General features: G+C 62.7%; 12 protein-coding genes. 9 read left to right on the top strand and 3 right to left on the bottom strand.

Features of this window, described 5'->3' with window-relative positions; all coding sequences use genetic code 11:
- Positions 1–34: 34 nt before the first annotated feature.
- Positions 35–1810, top strand: coding sequence for an NAD(P)/FAD-dependent oxidoreductase (locus QMZ05_RS20750; protein ID WP_353702419.1), 1776 nt, complete (start codon positions 35–37; stop codon positions 1808–1810).
- Positions 1811–2007: 197 nt separating this feature from the next.
- Positions 2008–2970: an alpha/beta hydrolase gene (locus QMZ05_RS20745; RefSeq protein WP_353702418.1), complete on the top strand. Its 963-nt coding sequence runs from the start codon at positions 2008–2010 to the stop codon at positions 2968–2970.
- Positions 2971–3322: 352 nt separating this feature from the next.
- Here the strand turns inward: QMZ05_RS20745 and QMZ05_RS20740 are convergent, their stop codons facing one another.
- Entirely contained in the window at positions 3323–4528 is a 1206-nt protein-coding gene (locus tag QMZ05_RS20740; RefSeq protein WP_353702417.1) for an ABC transporter substrate-binding protein, read from the bottom strand.
- A gap of 277 nt (positions 4529–4805) precedes the next feature.
- Positions 4806–5030: a hypothetical protein gene (locus QMZ05_RS20735; protein ID WP_353702416.1), complete on the bottom strand. Its 225-nt coding sequence runs from the start codon at positions 5028–5030 to the stop codon at positions 4806–4808.
- Between the two features lie 939 nt (positions 5031–5969).
- Here QMZ05_RS20735 and QMZ05_RS20730 point away from each other — a divergent pair.
- Together QMZ05_RS20730 and QMZ05_RS20725 are read left to right on the top strand one after the other, a co-directional pair.
- On the top strand, positions 5970–7232 hold the full coding sequence (locus QMZ05_RS20730; RefSeq protein WP_353702415.1) for an AAA family ATPase: 1263 nt from the start codon (positions 5970–5972) through the stop codon (positions 7230–7232).
- Positions 7219–9780 (top strand): S8 family peptidase, encoded by a 2562-nt coding sequence (locus tag QMZ05_RS20725; protein WP_353702414.1) that lies wholly within the window; start codon positions 7219–7221, stop codon positions 9778–9780. The genes QMZ05_RS20730 and QMZ05_RS20725 overlap by 14 nt, the downstream gene beginning before the upstream one ends.
- Before the next feature lie 188 nt (positions 9781–9968).
- Here the strand turns inward: QMZ05_RS20725 and rpmB are convergent, their stop codons facing one another.
- A complete protein-coding gene (gene rpmB, locus QMZ05_RS20720) occupies positions 9969–10277 on the bottom strand; it encodes a 50S ribosomal protein L28 (protein ID WP_050423898.1) in 309 nt (102 codons plus the stop codon).
- A gap of 448 nt (positions 10278–10725) precedes the next feature.
- Between rpmB and QMZ05_RS20715 the strand changes: the two genes are divergently transcribed.
- The 5 genes from QMZ05_RS20715 to QMZ05_RS20695 all read left to right on the top strand — a co-directional run bounded on the left by QMZ05_RS20715 (position 10726) and on the right by QMZ05_RS20695 (position 17690).
- Positions 10726–11529 (top strand): DUF3108 domain-containing protein, encoded by an 804-nt coding sequence (locus QMZ05_RS20715; RefSeq protein WP_353702430.1) that lies wholly within the window; start codon positions 10726–10728, stop codon positions 11527–11529.
- 589 nt (positions 11530–12118) lie between these two features.
- Complete coding sequence (locus QMZ05_RS20710; RefSeq protein ID WP_353702413.1) at positions 12119–15640, top strand: helicase-related protein; 3522 nt, start codon at positions 12119–12121, stop codon at positions 15638–15640.
- Positions 15641–15660: 20 nt separating this feature from the next.
- The gene (locus QMZ05_RS20705) at positions 15661–15945 is read left to right on the top strand and encodes an RNA-binding S4 domain-containing protein (protein WP_353702412.1); all 285 of its coding nucleotides are present in this window, start codon (positions 15661–15663) and stop codon (positions 15943–15945) included.
- Positions 15946–16141: 196 nt separating this feature from the next.
- Entirely contained in the window at positions 16142–16480 is a 339-nt protein-coding gene (fdxA, locus tag QMZ05_RS20700; protein WP_029079620.1) for a ferredoxin FdxA, read from the top strand.
- Between the two features lie 268 nt (positions 16481–16748).
- On the top strand, positions 16749–17690 hold the full coding sequence (locus QMZ05_RS20695; protein WP_353702411.1) for a CarD family transcriptional regulator: 942 nt from the start codon (positions 16749–16751) through the stop codon (positions 17688–17690).
- Positions 17691–18276: the final 586 nt, after the last annotated feature.

Genomic DNA, 18276 nt, shown 5'->3' with positions numbered 1-18276 from the left:
GATAGACGGCAACTGCTCCCGAGAAAGCACGATCATGCTGGACAAACTGAACCCGGCTACGGCGGACGCGCCTGAGCTTATCGCCGAGCGCTGGATCGGCGCGCTCGATGCGGCGCTTGCCGGCCGCTCCGCTGAGGCTCTTTCCGCGTTGTTCGCGCCCGAGAGCCACTGGCGCAATATCTTCGGCATCTCCTGGCATTTTGCGACATTCAGCGGGCAACAGCGCGTCGTTGCCGAGCTGCTGGAGCGCGCCGCCGCGGTCAACGCGCGCGGATTTCGCCTTGATGACCGTGCCTTGAACCCGCGGCGCGCCGCAGTGGCCGGATGCGAGGTGATCGAGGCCGTCTTCACCTTCGACACGTCGAATGGACCGGGCACCGGAGCGGTCCGCCTGCTGCATGATGCGAGCGGATATTCCGCGGCATGGACGTTCTCGGCGATGCTCGATTTCAATCGCATCTGCGACGCGCGCGGAGATCAAGCCGCGGAGCAATCCCATGCGCGCGATTTCGCCGCACCCGACTGGCTGGAGCAGCGCCAGGCCTCGCGCGCCTATGCCGACCGCGAGCCTGACGTTCTGATCGTCGGCGGCGGCCATGCCGGCATCGCGGCCGCCGTCGAGTGCAAGCGGATCGGCCTCGACGCGCTGATCGTCGATCGCGAGCAGCGCATCGGCGACAATTGGCGGCTGCGCTATCGCGGCCTGAAGCTGCACAACAAGACGCCGGTCAACCTGTTTCGTTACCTGCCGTTCCCGCCGACCTTCCCGGACTACATCCCGAAGGACAAGATCGCGAACTGGTTGGAAAGCTATGTCGATATCATGGAGCTCGACTTCTGGACCGAGACGTCGTTCGAAGGCGCGCGCTATGACGACACGGCGCAACGCTGGAAGGTGACGCTGCAACGAAGCGATGGTCCGCGCACGCTGCATCCGAAGCACATTGTGCTCGCAACCAGCGTCAGCGGCACGCCGAACATTCCGACCATCCCCGGCATCGAGCGCTTCGGCGGCAAGGTGCTGCATTCCAGCCAATTCGCAGCAGGTCGCGAATGGGCAGGCCGCTCGGTGGTCGTGTTCGGCACCGGCACCAGCGCGCATGACATCTGCCAGGAGCTGCATGCTGCCGGCGCTGACGTCACCATGGTGCAGCGCAGCCCGACCATGGTGGTCAATGTCGAGCCGGCGCAGCTCTACGACAAGACCTATCTCGGCGGCGGCCCGCCGATCGAGGTGCGCGACATCCTCAATTCCGGCGTGCCGCTGCCGGTCATGAAGGTCGCGCACAAGATCATCACCGACGAGGTGAAGCGGCTCGATGCGCCGCTGTTGTCGCGGCTGGAGCGCGCCGGCTTCCGCCTCGAATTCGGCGAGGACGGCACCGGCTGGCCGCTCAAATTCCGCTCGCGCGGCGGCGGTTATTACTTCAACGTCGGCTGCTCCGAGCTGATCGCCGACGGCAAGATCCGCCTGATCCAGGCTGCCGACATCGCTGATTTCACCGCAACTGGCCTCGCGCTGAAGGACGGCGCCTCGCTCGCCGCCGAGCTGTTCGTGCTCGCGACCGGCTACAAGGGCCCCGACCATCTCGTCGGCCGACTGTTCGGCGACGATGTCGCCGCGCGGGTCGGCCGGGTCTGGGGCTTCGACGACGCGACGCAGGAGCTGCGCAACATGTGGACGCGCACGCAACAGCCCGGCCTCTGGTTCACCGGCGGCGCGTTCTCGCAGGCCCGCATCTATAGCCGCTTCATCGCGCTGCAGATCGCGGCGATCGAGGCCGGCACGCTTTCGAAGGCAGAGTCGTGACGAAGTCATTTTCAACTGCCGCTTCCTTCTCCCTCGCCCCGCTCTTGCGGGGAGAGGGTTGGGGTGAGGGGCTCTTTCCGCGTATCCGACTCGCGGAGACTCCCCCTCACCCGTCGCTGCGCGCCGGCCTCTCCCCGCGAGCGGGGCGAGGCAAGACAGGTAGCCGCAATCCTCTCCACCTCACCTGAAGGACTCCCATGCCGCTCCCGCTCGATGCCATCATTGCCAACATCATCCCGCTGCTGCCGCTGCGCGACCCCGCCACCATGACGCCGCAGAGCGCGCGCGATTCGCTGCGCGCACTGGCGGAGGCGCGCAAGGCGGTGCCGCCGCCGCCGGTCGATGTTTTCAGCGACATCGAGGTGCAGGGCGCCGGCGGCAAGCTCGCCGCGCGGCTCTATCGCAACGGCCGCGGCACGGCGCCGACCGTGATCTTCTTCCATGGCGGCGGCTGGGTCGCCGGCGATCTCGAGACCCATGATCGCCAGGCCCGCAACCTCGTGATCGAGACCGGCGCGGTGGTGATCTCGGTCGATTACCGCCGACCGCCGGAGACGCGGTTTCCCGGCGCGTTCGAGGATGCGTTCGCCGCGGTCCGCGATGTGGTCGCGCGCATCGGCGAATTCGGCGGCGATCTCTCGCGCGTCGGTGTCGCCGGCGATTCCGCGGGCGGCAATCTCGCCGCGACCACGGCGCTTGCCTGCCGCGACACCGGCATCACGCTCGCCGGGCAGCTACTGGTCTATCCCGTCACCGACGTGGTCGGCAATTTCGCCGATCCGGCGGAGAACGCCAAATTCCCGTCGCGCGCCGAGAATGCGGAGGGCTACTTCCTGTCGCGCGCGGTGATGGAATGGTTCTGCGGGCACTATCTCGCGAACCCTGCGCAGGGCGCCGACTGGCGCGTCTCGCCGCTGCGCGCGGCGAGCCTCAAGGGTGCCGCGCCGGCGGTCGTCACGACAGCATGGTTCGATCCGCTGCGCGATGAGGGCCACGCCTACGCCAAGGCGTTGCAGGCGGCCGGCGTGCCGGTGACGTATCACACAGGCGAGGGCCTCATTCACGGCTATTTCGGCCTCGGCGATGCCTCGGACGCCGCACGCGCCGAGGCGCAGCGCGCGCGGGCGGATTTCAAGGTGTTGTTGGAGAGGGGAGTGTAACTCCTCCCTCACCCTCATCTGGACTCGCGGCGCGTTGCCAAAATATCGAAAACAACCCCATGCAAAGGGGCCGGCGGGGGCAGGCGTCCGACCAGGCGACTTGACACGTCGGGCAACTCACGGATAGATTTCTAATATTCCGAAATAGAGTGGAGGAGAGAGTCTAATTTCTCCCCGTCGTCCCGGCCAAGCGAAGCGCGAGCCGGGACCCATAACCACAGGGCGCAGTTGTGGTGCGCCGCTGTGGCCCCAGCTCGCGCCATCCCTACGTCCTGTGGTAATGGGTCCCAGCCTGCGCCGGGACGACGATGTGGATGGTTTCGCGTTCTACAACTTCCCTTGTCTCTCCCCCTCAATCATTGCCGATCGTGTCGCCGAACAGCTGCCAGGTCTCGCCGTTGAATTTCTGCAGCCGCATCGCCTCCACCGGGAAGTAGTCGGTCGGCGAGGTCTTCACCTTGATGCCGGGCAGGAACATCGGCAGCGCGATGTCGAGGTTGGCGGCCTGCTTCATGATGTTCTCATGGGTGAGGTCGTCGCCGCATTGCTTGAGCACCTGCACCGTCGCCTCCGCCACCACATAGCCGTAGACGATCAGCTGGTCCTGCAGATTGCCGTCCGGAAAATAGCTCTTCATGAAGTCCTGCCAGGCGATCACGTCCGCATCCGCCTTCCATTGCGGATCGTTCGGATCCTTCAGCGAGTAGGACGAAATGATGTCCTTGGAGTATTCGAAGCCGGCCGGCTTCAGCACCGAGGACACCGAGGTCGAGGTCGCCGCAAGGAAGAACAGGTCCGGCTTCCAGCCGATCTCGCCGATCTTCTTGATCGCCTGCGCCGCCTGCTTGGGGATCGCATGCATGAACAGCACGTTGGCGCCGGAGGCTTTCAGCTTCACGATCTGGCTGTCGACGGTTGGGTCAGTCGATTCATAGGTCGTTTCCGCCACCACCATCTTCGCGGTGTTCTCCGGCCCAAGCCCCTTCTTGAAGCCGTTGCCGTAATCCTTGCCGGCGTCGTCGTTCTGGTAGAACAGCGCGATCTTCGCGTCGGGCTTCTGGGTCAGCACATATTTGGCGTAGACCGCGGTCTCGGCCTGGTACGACGGCTGGAAGCCGATCGTCCACGGATAATGCGCGTAATCGCCCCATAGCGTGGCGCCGGCGCCGACGAACAGCTGCGGCACTTTCTTGTCGTTGAGATATTTGCGCACGGCAAGGCCGGTCGGCGTGCCCAGCGGATTGAGGATCGCGGCGACCTCCTCCTGCTCCACCAGCTTGCGGGTCTGCTCCACCGTCTTCGGCGGCGAGTAGCCGTCGTCGAGCGTGATCAGGTTGATCTTGCGCCCGTTCACGCCGCCCTTGTCGTTGATCATCCTGAAGTAGGCGGCCTGCGTCTTCGCGATCACGCTGTAGGCCGACGCCGCGCCCGAGAATGGCGAGGTCTGTCCGAGCTTGATCTCGGTGTCGCTGGCACCCGCGCCATATTTCTTCTCGGCGGCGTGCACTTGTGATGCGAGCGCAAGCGTGAGCGCTGCCGTGATGGCCTTCCAGATCATCGTGAGCCTCCCTGTGGCTTTTTTGTTTTGTTCGCGAGGGAGAGCTTACGCAGGTCGGGGGAGGCAGGCTTGCGACGAGGCGCCGGGGCAGGAATGCGAAAATGCGGCGGGCCGCAATTACCGCCGTCGTCCCGGCCTAGTGCGCAATTGCGCACGGGAGCCGGGACCCATAACCACGAATATTTGCCGTTAAGCGGAATGCCGCCCCAGCGTCGCACCAAACAGACAGCCGGGGTAATGGGTCCCGGCCTCCGCCGGGACGACGATGATGGAAAGATCAGCGGTAGCGCACGCTGCCGGTGGTCACCGGATCGGTCGGCAGCACGGTGGCGCCGGCGCGGTTGGCGGCGGCGGAGGTGATCATGCCGGGCTCGCCCTTCAGCACATTGCGGGGCGGGTTGAATTCGAGGACGACGAGGGCGGCGGTCGCCAGCACCGCCACGGCGGCGGTTGCGAGCGCAGGCACCAGTCTTCCGCGCGTATCGGCTGCGCGAACTTGCATTGATCAATTCCTTTATCGGGATCGTTCTTTGGACGTGACATAAGAACGGCCAGGCTTCTTCCCAAGAGTGCGGCGCACATGCCTCACAATCAGTTGTACCGGCCGTGATGTCCCTCACGGTTTTCGAGCCGCGCAGCTTGGCCGCGTCGAATCGCAATCGTGTCGGACGGCTTGTTTGCACACTAATATCTGGAAGAGATCGTGGCGTTTTGCATGCGCCTCATGCGCTCGTGATGATGCGGAGTGATGTTGTGATTAACGGACGCGCGAGAAGCCGCTTTTGCCTTTGTTTATAGGGTTTTTATGTCGGTTAAGGCGCGTGCGTTAAGCGTTTCTTCACGCACGAACCGCGCAATCGGCGGAGATTCGCGCTGTGACGAACGATGACATCGCTGTCATTTGCGGCAGCCGTCATTACGAGACTTGTCGTGCGCATTTTGGCGGACGTGCTGTCTTGTCTGCCGAAGCCTCTGGCGAAGGCGGAAGCTTTAGCGAAAGGCGTAGGCGTAAAATCGTCTCTCTCCATGCGATGCGATGGATGATTTTACTTCATGCGTAATCGCGCAAAGAAAAATCCACCGCGCCATCGCGCGCACCCGTCAGATCGATTCACCTGTCAGACAGCGGGAGAGGGTGGCCGGACGCATCCTCGCGGCGCGCTCGTCTCGCACACCGCTCGCGTCCGCCGCATGCCGCACCCAACGTCCGCGACGATCGCGATACGCTCTTCTCAAAGGAGGCAGGACGCGCGGCTGGGGGAGGGGGATATTTTCTTTGCGAGGACTGGATACGGTGCGTCGCGTTGAAATTGCTGAGGAAATTCGAAGATTGAAGCGTGGCCTTTCACCTATTGCTGTTGCTTGAGTATATTGCATATTTATTCTGAATGGCGTATTTTAAACCGAAATTCTGCATACTGATGCGAAAAGATGGATATCAATGGACCACTTTGATATCGTGCTAACCCTAGCAAGGATGGCCGTGGACGGCGGCGGGCCTCGTGCAGTCCAACAGCTTGAGCGGCTGCGAGACACGCTTGCTCGTGGTCAGGCTTCCGAGAAGGAGCAGGCATCGAAGCTAACCCGCCTCCTCAATCGGGATGCGAAGAGAGCTACCATGTCGCCGATGGCGTTCGATGAGATGCGAGCGACGGCTGAGGCCGCGAGAAAGCACCTTCCGGGGGAGACCCTGACGACCTCGACGCCGCTCCCCCACGACAAGGAGACTGGAGCGCCTCTAGCAAACATTCGTTTTCCGGACGCCATAGAGCTCGACGCTCCTATACTTGCCGCCACCCTCTCGGCGGCAATCGAAGACCTTTTGCGAGAATGGGAGCGCGCTGATGAACTCAATCGAATTGGGGCGCGACCTAATACCCGTTGTCTCATCTATGGGCCCCCGGGCGTCGGCAAGACCAAACTTGCGTATTACCTCGCGAAACGTCTTGGCCTACCGTGCGTTGAAGCGCGCCTCGACGGTCTTGTTTCTTCCTTCTTAGGTACGACCGCTCGCAACATTGGCGCGCTGTTCGACTTTGCCAACAGATACAAATGCGTCCTCTTTCTCGACGAATTCGATGCGATTGCGAAGGCGAGGGATGATGCGCAAGAGGTCGGCGAGATCAAGCGCGTCGTAAATACACTTCTTCAATCAATCGACCGGCGCAACGGTCATGGTTTTACACTGGCCGCAACCAATCACGAACACATGCTAGATACAGCCGTGTGGCGCCGATTTGACGCGAGAATTCAGATCCCGCTCCCCGATGGACAGACGCGCATCAACCTGCTCGATAAGTTTGTTCGCCCCCTTAGTCTCCAAGAGCACGAGCGCAAATTGCTGCTGTGGGCGACTGAAGGAATGAGCGGCGCCGACGTCGAGACTCTCATTGCGGCGGGGAAGCGATTTATGGTGATGAGCAGCTCCCCGTCGCAAAAACACACTCGAAACAGTGAAGCAAGATCACGAAAGCTTCTCGAAGCGCTTAGACATCAAGCGCTGCTCAATGCTCGCCTGTTCTCATCCGACGTTCGTACAGTCCTTTTGGGTGAGACGGATTCGATGGCAAGAACATTGTTGGATTTCGGCTTCACGCAAAAAGAAGCAGGCAATCTCTTAGGTGTCTCCCAAAGTTCAATATCGCGCTCCCAGAAGCGCGATCAAGTCCCTCTGATGACGGAGGCTGATCGTGGTCGAACGTAGAGACCTTCGTCCCGTTCAAGTCTTCTTGGACACGAAGAAATTCATCGAGTCGCAAGAGGTTCGTCCTCCTCGAGGTAGGCATGATTTCTATGCCGGCAACGATCGTGGGTTTGCCGCGCAGAAGGACAAGATTAGGAAGCGCCTCAGAAGCATAAGCTCGGCAATGAAGGAGCGGCATGAGCCCGCGGCCTTTATGCGGGTTCAAATGCGCGAAGATGCGCTCGCTAAGAGCTACCGGCCTCTGGGCACTTTGTTTACGGAAGCGCATGGTTTTGCTTTTGTCGGCACCGAACGAATTGGCGAAATCCTCTTTCAGGTAACACCGCGCGCGTTAGACGATTTGGAATCAATCATCGAGGAAAAGGCTGAGCTAACTGTCCGGATGGCTCCTAACCGAAAAACTGGCAAGCTAGAGCCACGGGTATCAGGCTATCGGAGCGAGGTGGGTGGTATTTCAGAGATCAGTCTTTATGACAGTAATGATCGGGTCTCCTTCACAGCGGAAGAAGCAGTCGAGTGGCTTGGACAGCCTGGTATCGTCGGAGGATACGTTGTGGAGTTGTTTCGGCCACAGCCGCAACTCGCTCCCTCCGCGCTGCGCTCGCTAATCGCAGGCCTTGAAACAGCTCTCTCGGAACTTCCCTTTGGCGTTATCACACGGAGCTTTCTGCCTTCTGAAACACTACCCGAGCACGGGGAGCCAATGCTCGCGATCTCGGTTCAACTACCAAAAGAAAAGGCCGGCAAAGAGATTGTCCTGCCGTTTAACGAAGCGGGGGCTGGACTGGTGTCCAGCACGACATCAGTTGGTGCTACGCATTCCGAGCGCAATTTGGATATCGAGAGCCATCGACAGTTCTTAGAGGCTCTATCGGCGCAAGCTTTGGTGCGGCATATAGACCTTCCACCTCTAATGGAAGCCGCCCCGGCGGGCTATGCGTCGGGAAACTCTCGGCCTACTCTCGTTAGTCCGTCCCCACAGCAGCGCTATCCGGTCGTTGGGATCATTGATGGTGGCATCGCAGACATTCCTGAGTTGGCGGCATGGTGCGTTGGTGATGCGGGTCTCGTTCCCGTCATTGATCGAGACGAGACCCATGGGACCTTTATCGCTGGATTGGTCGTAGCCGGGTCTCATCTGAATCCGGATATCTCTAAGGCCCTCGAAGCAAGCGGCTGCAAATTCTTTGACATCGACATCTTTCCGCGCCGAGAGCTTCGTAACTCGTACTACGGCCAGGATGCAGATTTCTTTTTTGACCTTCTCGATGAGAAAATCAAAGCCGCAAAACGTGACTTCAGCGTGCGCGTCTTCAATTTCAGCTTCGGCATTTCACGATACGCCAGCCGCTCCGGCTACACAGCTTGGGCGGACAGGCTTGATCGCATAGCCCGCGCCAACGACATCATCCTGGTCATATCGGCAGGCAATCTGGCGCCAGCAAGCTGTCGACCAGCTTGGCCGAAGGATGCAACGGCCGCAGTGACAATGCTCGCGGGGTTTGGCGCAAATGATCAGCAGATTTCGCCGCCGTCAGAGCATCTGTTGGGAATAACGGTAGGTGCCATCAATCCACCCGGCATCCGCGGGCATGAAACTGGACTTCCTACCACTTACACTCGACGAGGGCCGGGGGTGGGAGGCGCTCGAAAGCCGGATCTTGCACATTACGGAGGTGCCGGCGTTGGACGAGGAAATCGAACCGGTCTCATCTCTCTTTCTCCTGCGGGCGAGGCTACGGAGAACTGCGGTACAAGCTTTGCCGCGCCAAACGTCGCCGCGACTGTCGCAACTTTGGACCATCGCTTAGAGCATAGCCAATCGCGAGAGCTATTGCTCGCTCTACCGGTTCACAGAGCAAGTCGAGGAAAAGAGCTCTCGCACAGAACGTTGCGACACATTTCTCGTGATTTTGTTGGATTTGGCCAACCGCCAGTTACAGACGAACTCTTAAGTGACGAGCCCTACGCAATAACGCTCGTGTTTAATGAACGGCTTCCCCGCCGCAAGATTCTGCAGTTTCCGTTTTCCTGGCCATCGGCGCTTGTCTCAGAAGTAGGAGCCTGCTCGGGCAGGATAGACCTTACGTTAGCCTATACTTCTCCAATCGATGCCGCTCACAAGGATGAGGCATTGCGCGCCCAGCTTGAGGCCCACTTGTTCCAGGAGGAAGTCGATCCAATTAGCGGCGACATCCAGTGGGCGAGCCAACTTACTCAGGACGGAAGCGGTGTTCCCCAAGGTATGAATAAGACCGAGCAATACCTACTGAAGACGGGGCTAAAGTGGAGTCCCATCAAACGCTATACGGCAAACATGCCGAGAGGCCGAGGTTCAAGTTCGAACTGGAAACTCGTGATCGATGCGCAGACACGGGCGGGCGCTTCACTTCCGGTCGAAGGTGTATCCTTCTGCCTCATCATGACGATTTCTGATCCCAAAGAAATCCATCCGATACATGACGCGATCCGCAACGAGTTGCGTTCGCAGGGCCACGTGCTGGCAGATATCATGGTCTCGCATCGCATCCGGCCGTCTCCTGTCTAGAGATTGCTCGCCTTTGCTCGGCGTATCGGCATGCAGACTAAACGCGTGGATCCCGGCGGGAAGAACGGGAAGCACCAGATTCTTGCTGCCGAGGAGTTCGCTGCCGAAGCCCAAAACAAAAACGGCCGGGTCATCCGACCCGGCCGTTCAAAACTCTCTTCCCGCGAATTCCGCTCTCGCAGCTTCGCTCAGCTCGCCTTCTTCACTGGGGCCGGCTTGCCGACCTTCTTCTCGATCGCGCGCTTCAGTTCGAGGGCGCGGGGCGAGAGCACGTCGGCCTTGGCCTTGAGCAAATAGGCATCGAGGCCGCCATTGTGGTCGACGCTCTTCAGCGCGTTGGTCGAGACGCGCAGGCGCACGTTGCGGCCGAGCGCATCCGAGATGAAGGTCACGTTGGCCAGGTTCGGCAGGAAGCGCCGCTTGGTCTTGATGTTCGAGTGGCTCACCTTGTGGCCCGTCTGGGGGCCCTTGGCCGTCAGTTCGCAGCGCCGGGACATCTTACAAAATCCTTTTCCATCCCCGCCTCTCTGTCAGGCGTGCATTCGCACGGCCCGCGCGGGGGTTTTGAATTCGCGTCCATTTTCCAGGAACCGCGGGTGTATAGGGGGAGATCGCCCAAGCGTCAAGGTTTTCTGCCCCGCACGCCTCGTTTCCGGGGTTCCTACGCCGTTGTTTTTTGACGCGTTTTCTTTACGCGAACCGGGAAGGCCACTTCGCTTGAAAACGCTTTGTTCATAAGCCGTTCCAGCCACTTAACAGCTGAAATGGCAACCATATAAAGGGCGTATTCGGCTGCAAGTCTTGGTTCCATAAGAGATGCGCACGTTGTCCGGCCGAATTGAACGTCCCGATGGACAGCGAACAGAGCGCCGATAGCAGGACCGTCAGGTAGGTTAAGTGACCACCGCCATTGCCATTTTGCCCCCGCTCGGCCGGCTCCTCGGCCTGTGCGCGGGTGCCTTGCTGCTGTTTTGTGCCGAGCGCGCCAGCGCGCAGGGGCGGCTCGACGCCCAGTATGAGGCGACCTTGGCCGGTATCCCGGTCGGCAAGGGCAGCTGGACCATCGAAATCGGCGACGACACCTTCTCGGCCGCAGCCCAGGGCGGCACCGCGGGCCTCTTGAAGGCGTTTTCCGGCGGCACCGGCTCGGGCGCCTCGCAGGGCCGCGTCGTCAACGGCGCGCTGGCGGCCGCCTCCTATACCGCGACCACCACCACTTCGAAGAAGTCAGAGACGATCCGGATGGTGCTCGCCAATGGCGGCATCAAGGAATCCGCGATCGAGCCGGAGCCGCCGGTCGATGCCGACCGCCTGCCGGTGACCGAGGCGCAGAAGAAGAACGTGTTCGATCCGATGACCGGCTCGTTCCTGCGCGCGCCCGGCAATGCCGAATTGATGAGCCCGGACGTCTGCCGCACCGGCGCCGGCGTGTTCGACGGCCGCATGCGCTACGACCTCAAGCTCGATTTCAAGCGGGTCGAGATCGTCAAGGCCGAGCGCGGCTATCACGGCCCGGCGCTGGTCTGCGCGCTCTATTTCGTGCCGATCTCGGGCTACATCCCGGATCGCCCCGTGATCAAATACCTCGCCGCCCAGCGCAACATCGAGATCGCCTTCGTGCCGATCGCAGGCACCCGCCTCCTGGTGCCGTTCCGCATGACGATCCCGACCCCGCTCGGCCAGGCCATGCTGGAAGCCACCTCGTTCGTCACCACAGCCGCGCCGCCGCGCGTCGCGAAGACGCAGTAGCTCACGCCGTCATTCCGGGGCGATGCGTAAGCATCGAACCCGGAATCTCGAGATTCCGGGTTCGCGCTGCGCGCGCCCCGGAATGACGGGTATTGAGCGACTTCGGGCATGCAACAAACGTCATGGAATCCAGTTGACTCTTGCCCGGTTCTGATTCGACTCGGCCACCCCTGGAACTTAAGGAATTCAGTCCGCATATCCTCTGCTTGTGGAGCCCTCTCAAACTTGATCTAGTGTCGCCGCCGTCAGCCTACCCGAGATGTTGCGGTGAACGTTTCGAGCCTGGAATGGAGTCAGCGATTCGGCCGCGATTCGTTCTAGACTCGTTCTGAAGCTTAAGGGCGGCGCGGAAAGCGTCGCATTGTGAGACAGATTTTGTGAAAGGATGCGTGCAGGAGTGAAGCCCGTCTTTCCCGTCACCCTGAGGAGGCCGCGGAGCGGCCGTCTCGAAGGGTCGACGGCCCCGCTGTCTCATCAAGATCGCCGCAAACGGCGCGATCTCGGCCGTTCATCCTTCGAGACGCGCTTCGCGCTCCTCAGGATGACGGGTTGAGCGTTTCGCCAACAGTTCAAGAAACACCTGCAAAATATGGCTTTCTCAACTTCGTTCGGAAATGACCGCGCGCCCGGTGCAGGCGTCACCGCGGTGCTGGGGCCGACCAACACCGGCAAGACGCATCTCGCCATCGAGCGCATGCTGGCGCATTCGTCCGGCTTGATCGGCCTGCCGCTGCGGCTCTTGGCGCGCGAGGTCTACAACAAGATCGCCGACCGCGCGGGTGTCGACAATGTCGCGCTGGTGACCGGTGAGGAGAAGATCAAGCCGAAGGCGCCGCGTTTCTGGGTCTCCACCGTTGAAGCGATGCCGCGCGATCTCGATGTGTCCTTTCTCGCGGTCGACGAGATCCAGATCGCAGCCGATCTCGAGCGCGGGCATGTCTTCACCGACCGCATCCTCAATCGCCGCGGCCGCGATGAGACGCTGCTGCTCGGCGCTGCGACGATGCGCCCCATGATCGAGCGGCTGTTGCCGGGCGCCTCGATCATCACGCGGCCAAGGCTGTCGCAGCTCGAATTCGCCGGCGACCGCAAGATCACGCGGCAGCCGCGACGCACCGCAATCGTCGCGTTCTCCGCGGACGAAGTCTACGCGATCGCCGAGCTGATCCGCCGCCAGCATGGTGGCGCGGCCGTGGTGCTGGGCTCGCTCTCGCCGCGCACGCGCAATGCGCAGGTCGCCATGTTCCAGAACGGCGACGTCGATTACCTCGTCGCCACCGACGCGGTCGGCATGGGGCTCAATCTCGACGTCGATCACGTCGCCTTCGCCTCCGACCGCAAGTATGACGGCTACCAGTTCCGCCGGCTGACGCCGGCCGAATTCGCCCAGATCGCGGGCCGCGCCGGGCGCGCCACGCGCAACGGCACGTTCGGTACAACGGGACGCTGCGCGCCGTTCGAGCCGGAGCTCGTCAATGCGCTGCAGAACCACACCTTCGACAGCGTCAAGATGCTGCAATGGCGCAACGCCAAGCTCGATTTCTCCTCGCTCGGCGCGCTCCAGGTGTCGCTGGCGCTGTCGCCCAATCATGAGGCACTGACGCGGGCCCCGGTCGCCGAGGACCTGCGCGTGCTCGAGCATGTCGCGCGCGACGCCGAGGTGCGGCAATGGGCGCATGGGCCTAAGGCCGTGGAGCGGCTGTGGGAGGCCTGCCAGGTTCCGGACTACCGGAAGCTGTCGCCGGCCGCCCATGCCGAACTCGTGACCACGCTGTATGGCTTCCTGATGCAAAAGGGTCGTATCCCTGACGCATGGTTTGCCGCCCAGGTCGACCAGGCCAACCGGACCGACGGCGATATCGACACGCTATCAGGCCGGATCGCGCAGATCCGGACCTGGACCTTCGTTGCCAACCGGCCGGACTGGCTCTACGACCCAGACCATTGGCAGGGGATCACGCGCGAGCTCGAAAATAAATTATCCGATGCGCTGCATGAACGGCTCACGGAGCGTTTCGTTGACAGGCGGACCAGTGTATTGATGCGCCGCCTGCGGGAGAACTCAGTTTTGAATACGGAAATTGGCAAGACCGGTGAAGTGATCGTGGAAGGCCATGTGATCGGCCGGCTCGATGGTTTCACCTTCGCACCTGATGCGGCCGAGGCCGGCAGCGACGCCAAGGCGCTGCAAGCCGCTGCCCAGCAGGTGCTGGCGCGCGAGATCGATGCGCGCGCCGAGAAACTGGGTGCGGCCCCCGACGAGCAGTTCGTGCTGACCTCCGACGGCACCATCCGCTGGACCGGCGATGCGGTCGCCAAGCTGGTCGCCGCCGACGACGCGCTGCATCCGCGGCTGCGGATCATTTCCGACGAGCGGCTGACCGGCGCCTCGCGCGAGGCCGTGCAGACGAGGCTCGACCTCTGGCTCAAGACGCATATCGAGAAGCTGCTCGGGCCGCTGTTCGAACTGTCCAAGGCCGAGGATCTGCAGGGCATCGCCCGCGGCATCGCCTTCCAGCTGGTCGAGGCGCTCGGCGTGCTCGAGCGCACCAAGATCGCGGCCGAGATGAAGGATCTCGACCAGCCCTCGCGCGCGGCGCTGCGCAAATACGGCGTGCGGTTCGGCGCCTACCACATCTATTTCCCGCAGCTGCTGAAGCCCGCGGCGCGCTCGCTGGCCTCGCTGCTGTGGGCCGAGAAGCAGAGCAATGTCGATATGGCTGCGCTGTCGAATGTGCAGCATCTGGCCTCCAGCGGCCGCACGTCGTTCCCGGTCGACAAGACGTTGCCGCGCGATGGCTATCGCGTGCTCGGCTATCGCCAGTGCGGCGAGCGCGCGGTGCGCGTCGATATCCTGGAGCGGCTGGCCGATCTGATCCGCCCCGCATTGGCCTGGCGCGAGACCTCGCCGGGCGAGAAGCCCGCGGGCGCGTTCGACGGCCGCGGCTTTGTCGTCACCCAGGCGATGACCTCGCTGACCGGCTCCGCAGGCGAGGACTTCGCCTCGATCCTGCGCGCGCTTGGCTACCGCATGGACCGCCGTCCGCCGCTGCCGCCGAAGCCTGTCGAGGCCGCGCCGGTCGAGACCGTGCCCGCCGAGACAACCGAGACGGTTGCCGCCGAGACGCCCGTCGAGGCGGCGTCTGACGCCGCCGTGGATGCGCCGGTCGACGCCTCTCCCGAGGTCGTGGCCGACGCGCCGGAAGCTGCTGTCGATCAGCTGGTGTCTGGCGATCCCGCACCATCCGCCGCGCTGCTGCCCGATGTCGGCTTTGCCGAGGTGGTGTCCAGCGAAGCGACGCCCGTGGTCGTCGAGACCAGGCCCGAGCCCGTGGCTGAGGTTGCCGCGGAGCCTGCCGCTGTCGCCGCAGAACCCGCTCCAGAGGCGCCCGCAGCCGAGCCCGCGCCTGCCGCGGAAGCTGCAGCGGCGGAGATGACGTCCGAGGCCGCCGTCGAAGCGCCTGCGGAGGCCGCGAGCGTCGATGCTGCAGCCGCCGAAGCCGCTCCCGCGGCTGCCGAGACGCCGGCCGAGCCGCAGCTGGTCGAAGTCTGGCGTCCCGGCGGCCGATCCGACGAGCGCCGTCCGCATCATCGCGGCCACGATCGCAACCGCGGCCGCCATCAGGGCAAGCCCGCCGAGGGTGCGCAGGCCAGCGAAGGCGGCGGCGAGGGCGAGAAGCGCGAGCATCATCGCCGTCCGCGCCGCCACCAGGATTTCCGCACGCCGCGTCCCGGCGCGCCGGCCGATGCGACTGCAGCCGCAGCCGCTCCTGCCGACGGCGCACCGGCGCGCGACAATCGCCAGGATAATCGTGACGACCGCGGCCAGCGCCGCGAGCGCTTTGAGGGCAAGGGTCGCGACCGCGACAACAACGAGCGGCGTCGCGACAACAAGTTCGGCGGTGGCGGCGATCGCAAGGGCGAGCGCGGTGACCGTGACCGCGGCGGCCGCGATTTCGGCAAGGGCGGTCGCGACAAGCGCGAGGGCGGTCCGTCGCATCGGCCCTATGCCTCGAGCGCACCGCGCGAGCGCGACCGGCCGATCGATCCGAACTCGCCATTCGCCAAGCTCGCTGCCCTGAAGGAGCAGCTCGCCGGCCGGAAGGAATAGTCCAACCCTTGGTCTGAAGCTTGGATCGACAGCGGCTCGACAAATGGCTGTGGCACGCGCGGGTGGTGAAGGCTCGCACCAGCGCGGCTGAACTCGTCGCTTCAGGTCATGTCCGCCTCAACGGCACGCGCGAGAAATCGCCGGGCCATGCGGTGAAGGCGGGCGATGTCATCACCGTCGCGCTCGACAACAGCGTCCGGGTGCTCAAGGTGATCGGCTTTGCCGAGCGGCGCGGCGATGCCGGCTCGGCGCGCGAGCTGTACGAGGATTTGCAGGCCGGCGATTTGCAAGCCGGTAAGGAGTAGTTATCTCACGTTTGTTATTTCGACCGGAGCATGATCCGGATGTGTGGGGCCGGACTGGCGATAGGATCATGCTCCCAACAAAACCGGCTGGCAGGGTCGCCAGAACGCAGGTGTTTTTCGGAGCCGGCTTCCCTTGCGGCTCCGGTATTCCTGCGCTACGCAACCCCAGAAAAAGTGGATCGTTTCGGAGTTTTGGATGACCTACGTCGTCACTGAAGCCTGCATCAAGTGCAAATATACCGACTGCGTCGAGGTCTGCCCCGTCGATTGCTTCTACGAGGGCGAGAACATGCTGGTCATCCATCCGGACGAATGCATCGATTGCGGCGTGTGCGAGCCGGAATGCCCGGCGGACGCGATCAAGCCGGACACCGAGCCGGGCCTGGAAAAGTGGCTCGAGGTCAACCGCGACTACGCCAAGAGCTGGCCGAACATCACCCAGAAGAAGGACTCGCCCGAAGACGCCAAGGAGTGGGAGGGCAAGGAAGGCAAGTTCGAGAAATATTTTTCCGCGAATCCGGGTAGCGGCGACTGATTCGTCAGCAGTTACCGGGGACTACCCCGATAAGGGCAGGCTCCGGCCCGTCGCGGCCTCCGTCCAGCCGCCGATTTAACCCTAATGACGGACATATGACCTGAGCGGCCCCCGTTATGCCCGGAATCGGGCGTAAACCATTGATTTTTGCGGAAAATGTGCTATATTGAGCACATTACAGGCCAAGAACCCCCTGCCATGCGTACCTTGTGGCGTCGAGGTTCCCGCAAACATCGAACAGGGGCGTGGCAGTTTCCGCGCGCAGGCTGTGTCACAGAAAACGCGTAAAAAGAGTGCTTCAAAGACGACGAAAAAAGCCGCTGTCGTTGCTCGCAGCGCAACCAAGGGCCGTGCCAAGGCGTCCGTGAAGGGTGCGAAGAAGGCGGCGGCTGCAAAGTCCTCAAAGAACAAAAGAAGCGTGATGCCAGAAAAGACTGCCAAGACTGTCGCGAAAGCGGCAGCTGCGAAGCCCGCTGCTGCGAAGGTCGCCCCCAAGACTGCTGCGGCGCCGAAGCCGGCCGCCCCGAAGGCTGCCGTCCCCGCCGCTGCTCCGAAGGTTGCCGCCAAGCCGGCCGCCCCGTCGCGTCCGGAAGAGAAGAAGGTCGTGACCCAGCGCCAGGGCTTCAAGGCCAACGAATTCGTCGTCTATCCCGCTCACGGCGTCGGCCAGATCCTGGCGATCGAGGAGCAGGAGATCGCGGGCGCCAAGCTCGAGCTGTTCGTGATCAATTTCATGAAGGACAAGATGACGCTGCGCGTCCCGACGGCGAAGGTCGCCAATGTCGGCATGCGCAAGCTGTCGGAGCCGGCGCTGGTCAAGAAGGCGCTGGAGACGCTGAAGGGCCGTGCCCGCGTCAAGCGCACCATGTGGTCGCGCCGCGCCCAGGAATACGAAGCGAAGATCAACTCGGGCGACATCGTCGCGATCGCCGAGGTGGTCCGCGACCTCTATCGTTCGGAGTCGCAGCCCGAGCAGTCCTACAGCGAACGCCAGCTGTACGAAGCGGCGCTCGACCGCCTGTCGCGCGAGATCGCTGTCGTGCAGCACTCGACCGAGACCGAGGCGATCAAGGAGATCGAAGGCCAGCTCGCCAAGAGCCCGCGCCGCGGCGCCAAGGCGGAAGCCGAGGGTGAAGGCGAGGGCGATGCGGACGGCGAGGATGCCGATACCGATGGCGACGACACCGCTGTCGAGGACGAAGCCGCCTGAAAGGATTCGACGGATTGAAAACAAAAGCCCGGTCGCAAGACCGGGCTTTTTGTTTGGGCCTGCGTCGTCGCGCTTCACCTACCGACTCCGCAAGCCTGTGCATCCGCGGCAGCTCATTGCGAAGCGCGAGCAACGAATAGGCCGCAGGCGTTGCGCGCTGCAGCCTGTCGCCGGGAAAATTGAGTGTCAGTGCAACAACAATACTGCCAGCTCCGGTAAGCTTACGATCCCGGAACTCGTCGATTGGTTGGAGCCGCTATCTCCGTTCCAGGCGACGGAACATTCACGATGTTGTACGGCCGCGACACAGCTTCGGCGCATGCGGACAAATGTTGACCCGGCAATCGTCATAGCGCGCCGATTTGTTCCGCGACCGCGGTGCGGCAGATCGACTTAGGCAAATCTACGCAGGGGCGTCGACGGTCGCGATCAATGACCGCATGTCGATGGCGAACTCGCGATAGCGCGCACCCAGCAGGAGGGACTGTTCGCGCTTGCTGCCATCAGCGGCTCGGTATTTACGGGGCTCAGCCGGCAATCGAAACGTGATTTTTCTCACTCGGATCGTCAGTCGCGTCAGCCGATA

Source organism: Bradyrhizobium sp. INPA03-11B, from assembly GCF_040446015.1.
GTDB classification, from domain to species: Bacteria; Pseudomonadota; Alphaproteobacteria; order Rhizobiales; family Xanthobacteraceae; genus Bradyrhizobium; species Bradyrhizobium macuxiense_A.
The sequence above is the reverse complement of the archived record's forward strand: the minus strand, read 5'-3'. Positions and strand labels throughout refer to the sequence as shown.

Bases quoted from the DNA above. Each gene is read 5' to 3' on its own strand.
- rpmB (WP_050423898.1), bottom strand. From the start codon at position 10,277: ATGTCCCGGCGCTGCGAACTGACGGCCAAGGGCCCCCAGACGGGCCAC.
- QMZ05_RS20745 (WP_353702418.1), top strand. From the start codon at position 2,008: ATGCCGCTCCCGCTCGATGCCATCATTGCCAACATCATCCCGCTGCTG.
- QMZ05_RS20730 (WP_353702415.1), top strand. From the start codon at position 5,970: ATGGACCACTTTGATATCGTGCTAACCCTAGCAAGGATGGCCGTGGAC.
- QMZ05_RS20710 (WP_353702413.1), top strand. From the start codon at position 12,119: ATGGCTTTCTCAACTTCGTTCGGAAATGACCGCGCGCCCGGTGCAGGC.
- QMZ05_RS20740 (WP_353702417.1), bottom strand. From the start codon at position 4,528: ATGATCTGGAAGGCCATCACGGCAGCGCTCACGCTTGCGCTCGCATCA.
- QMZ05_RS20750 (WP_353702419.1), top strand. From the start codon at position 35: ATGCTGGACAAACTGAACCCGGCTACGGCGGACGCGCCTGAGCTTATC.
- fdxA (WP_029079620.1), top strand. From the start codon at position 16,142: ATGACCTACGTCGTCACTGAAGCCTGCATCAAGTGCAAATATACCGAC.
- QMZ05_RS20735 (WP_353702416.1), bottom strand. From the start codon at position 5,030: ATGCAAGTTCGCGCAGCCGATACGCGCGGAAGACTGGTGCCTGCGCTC.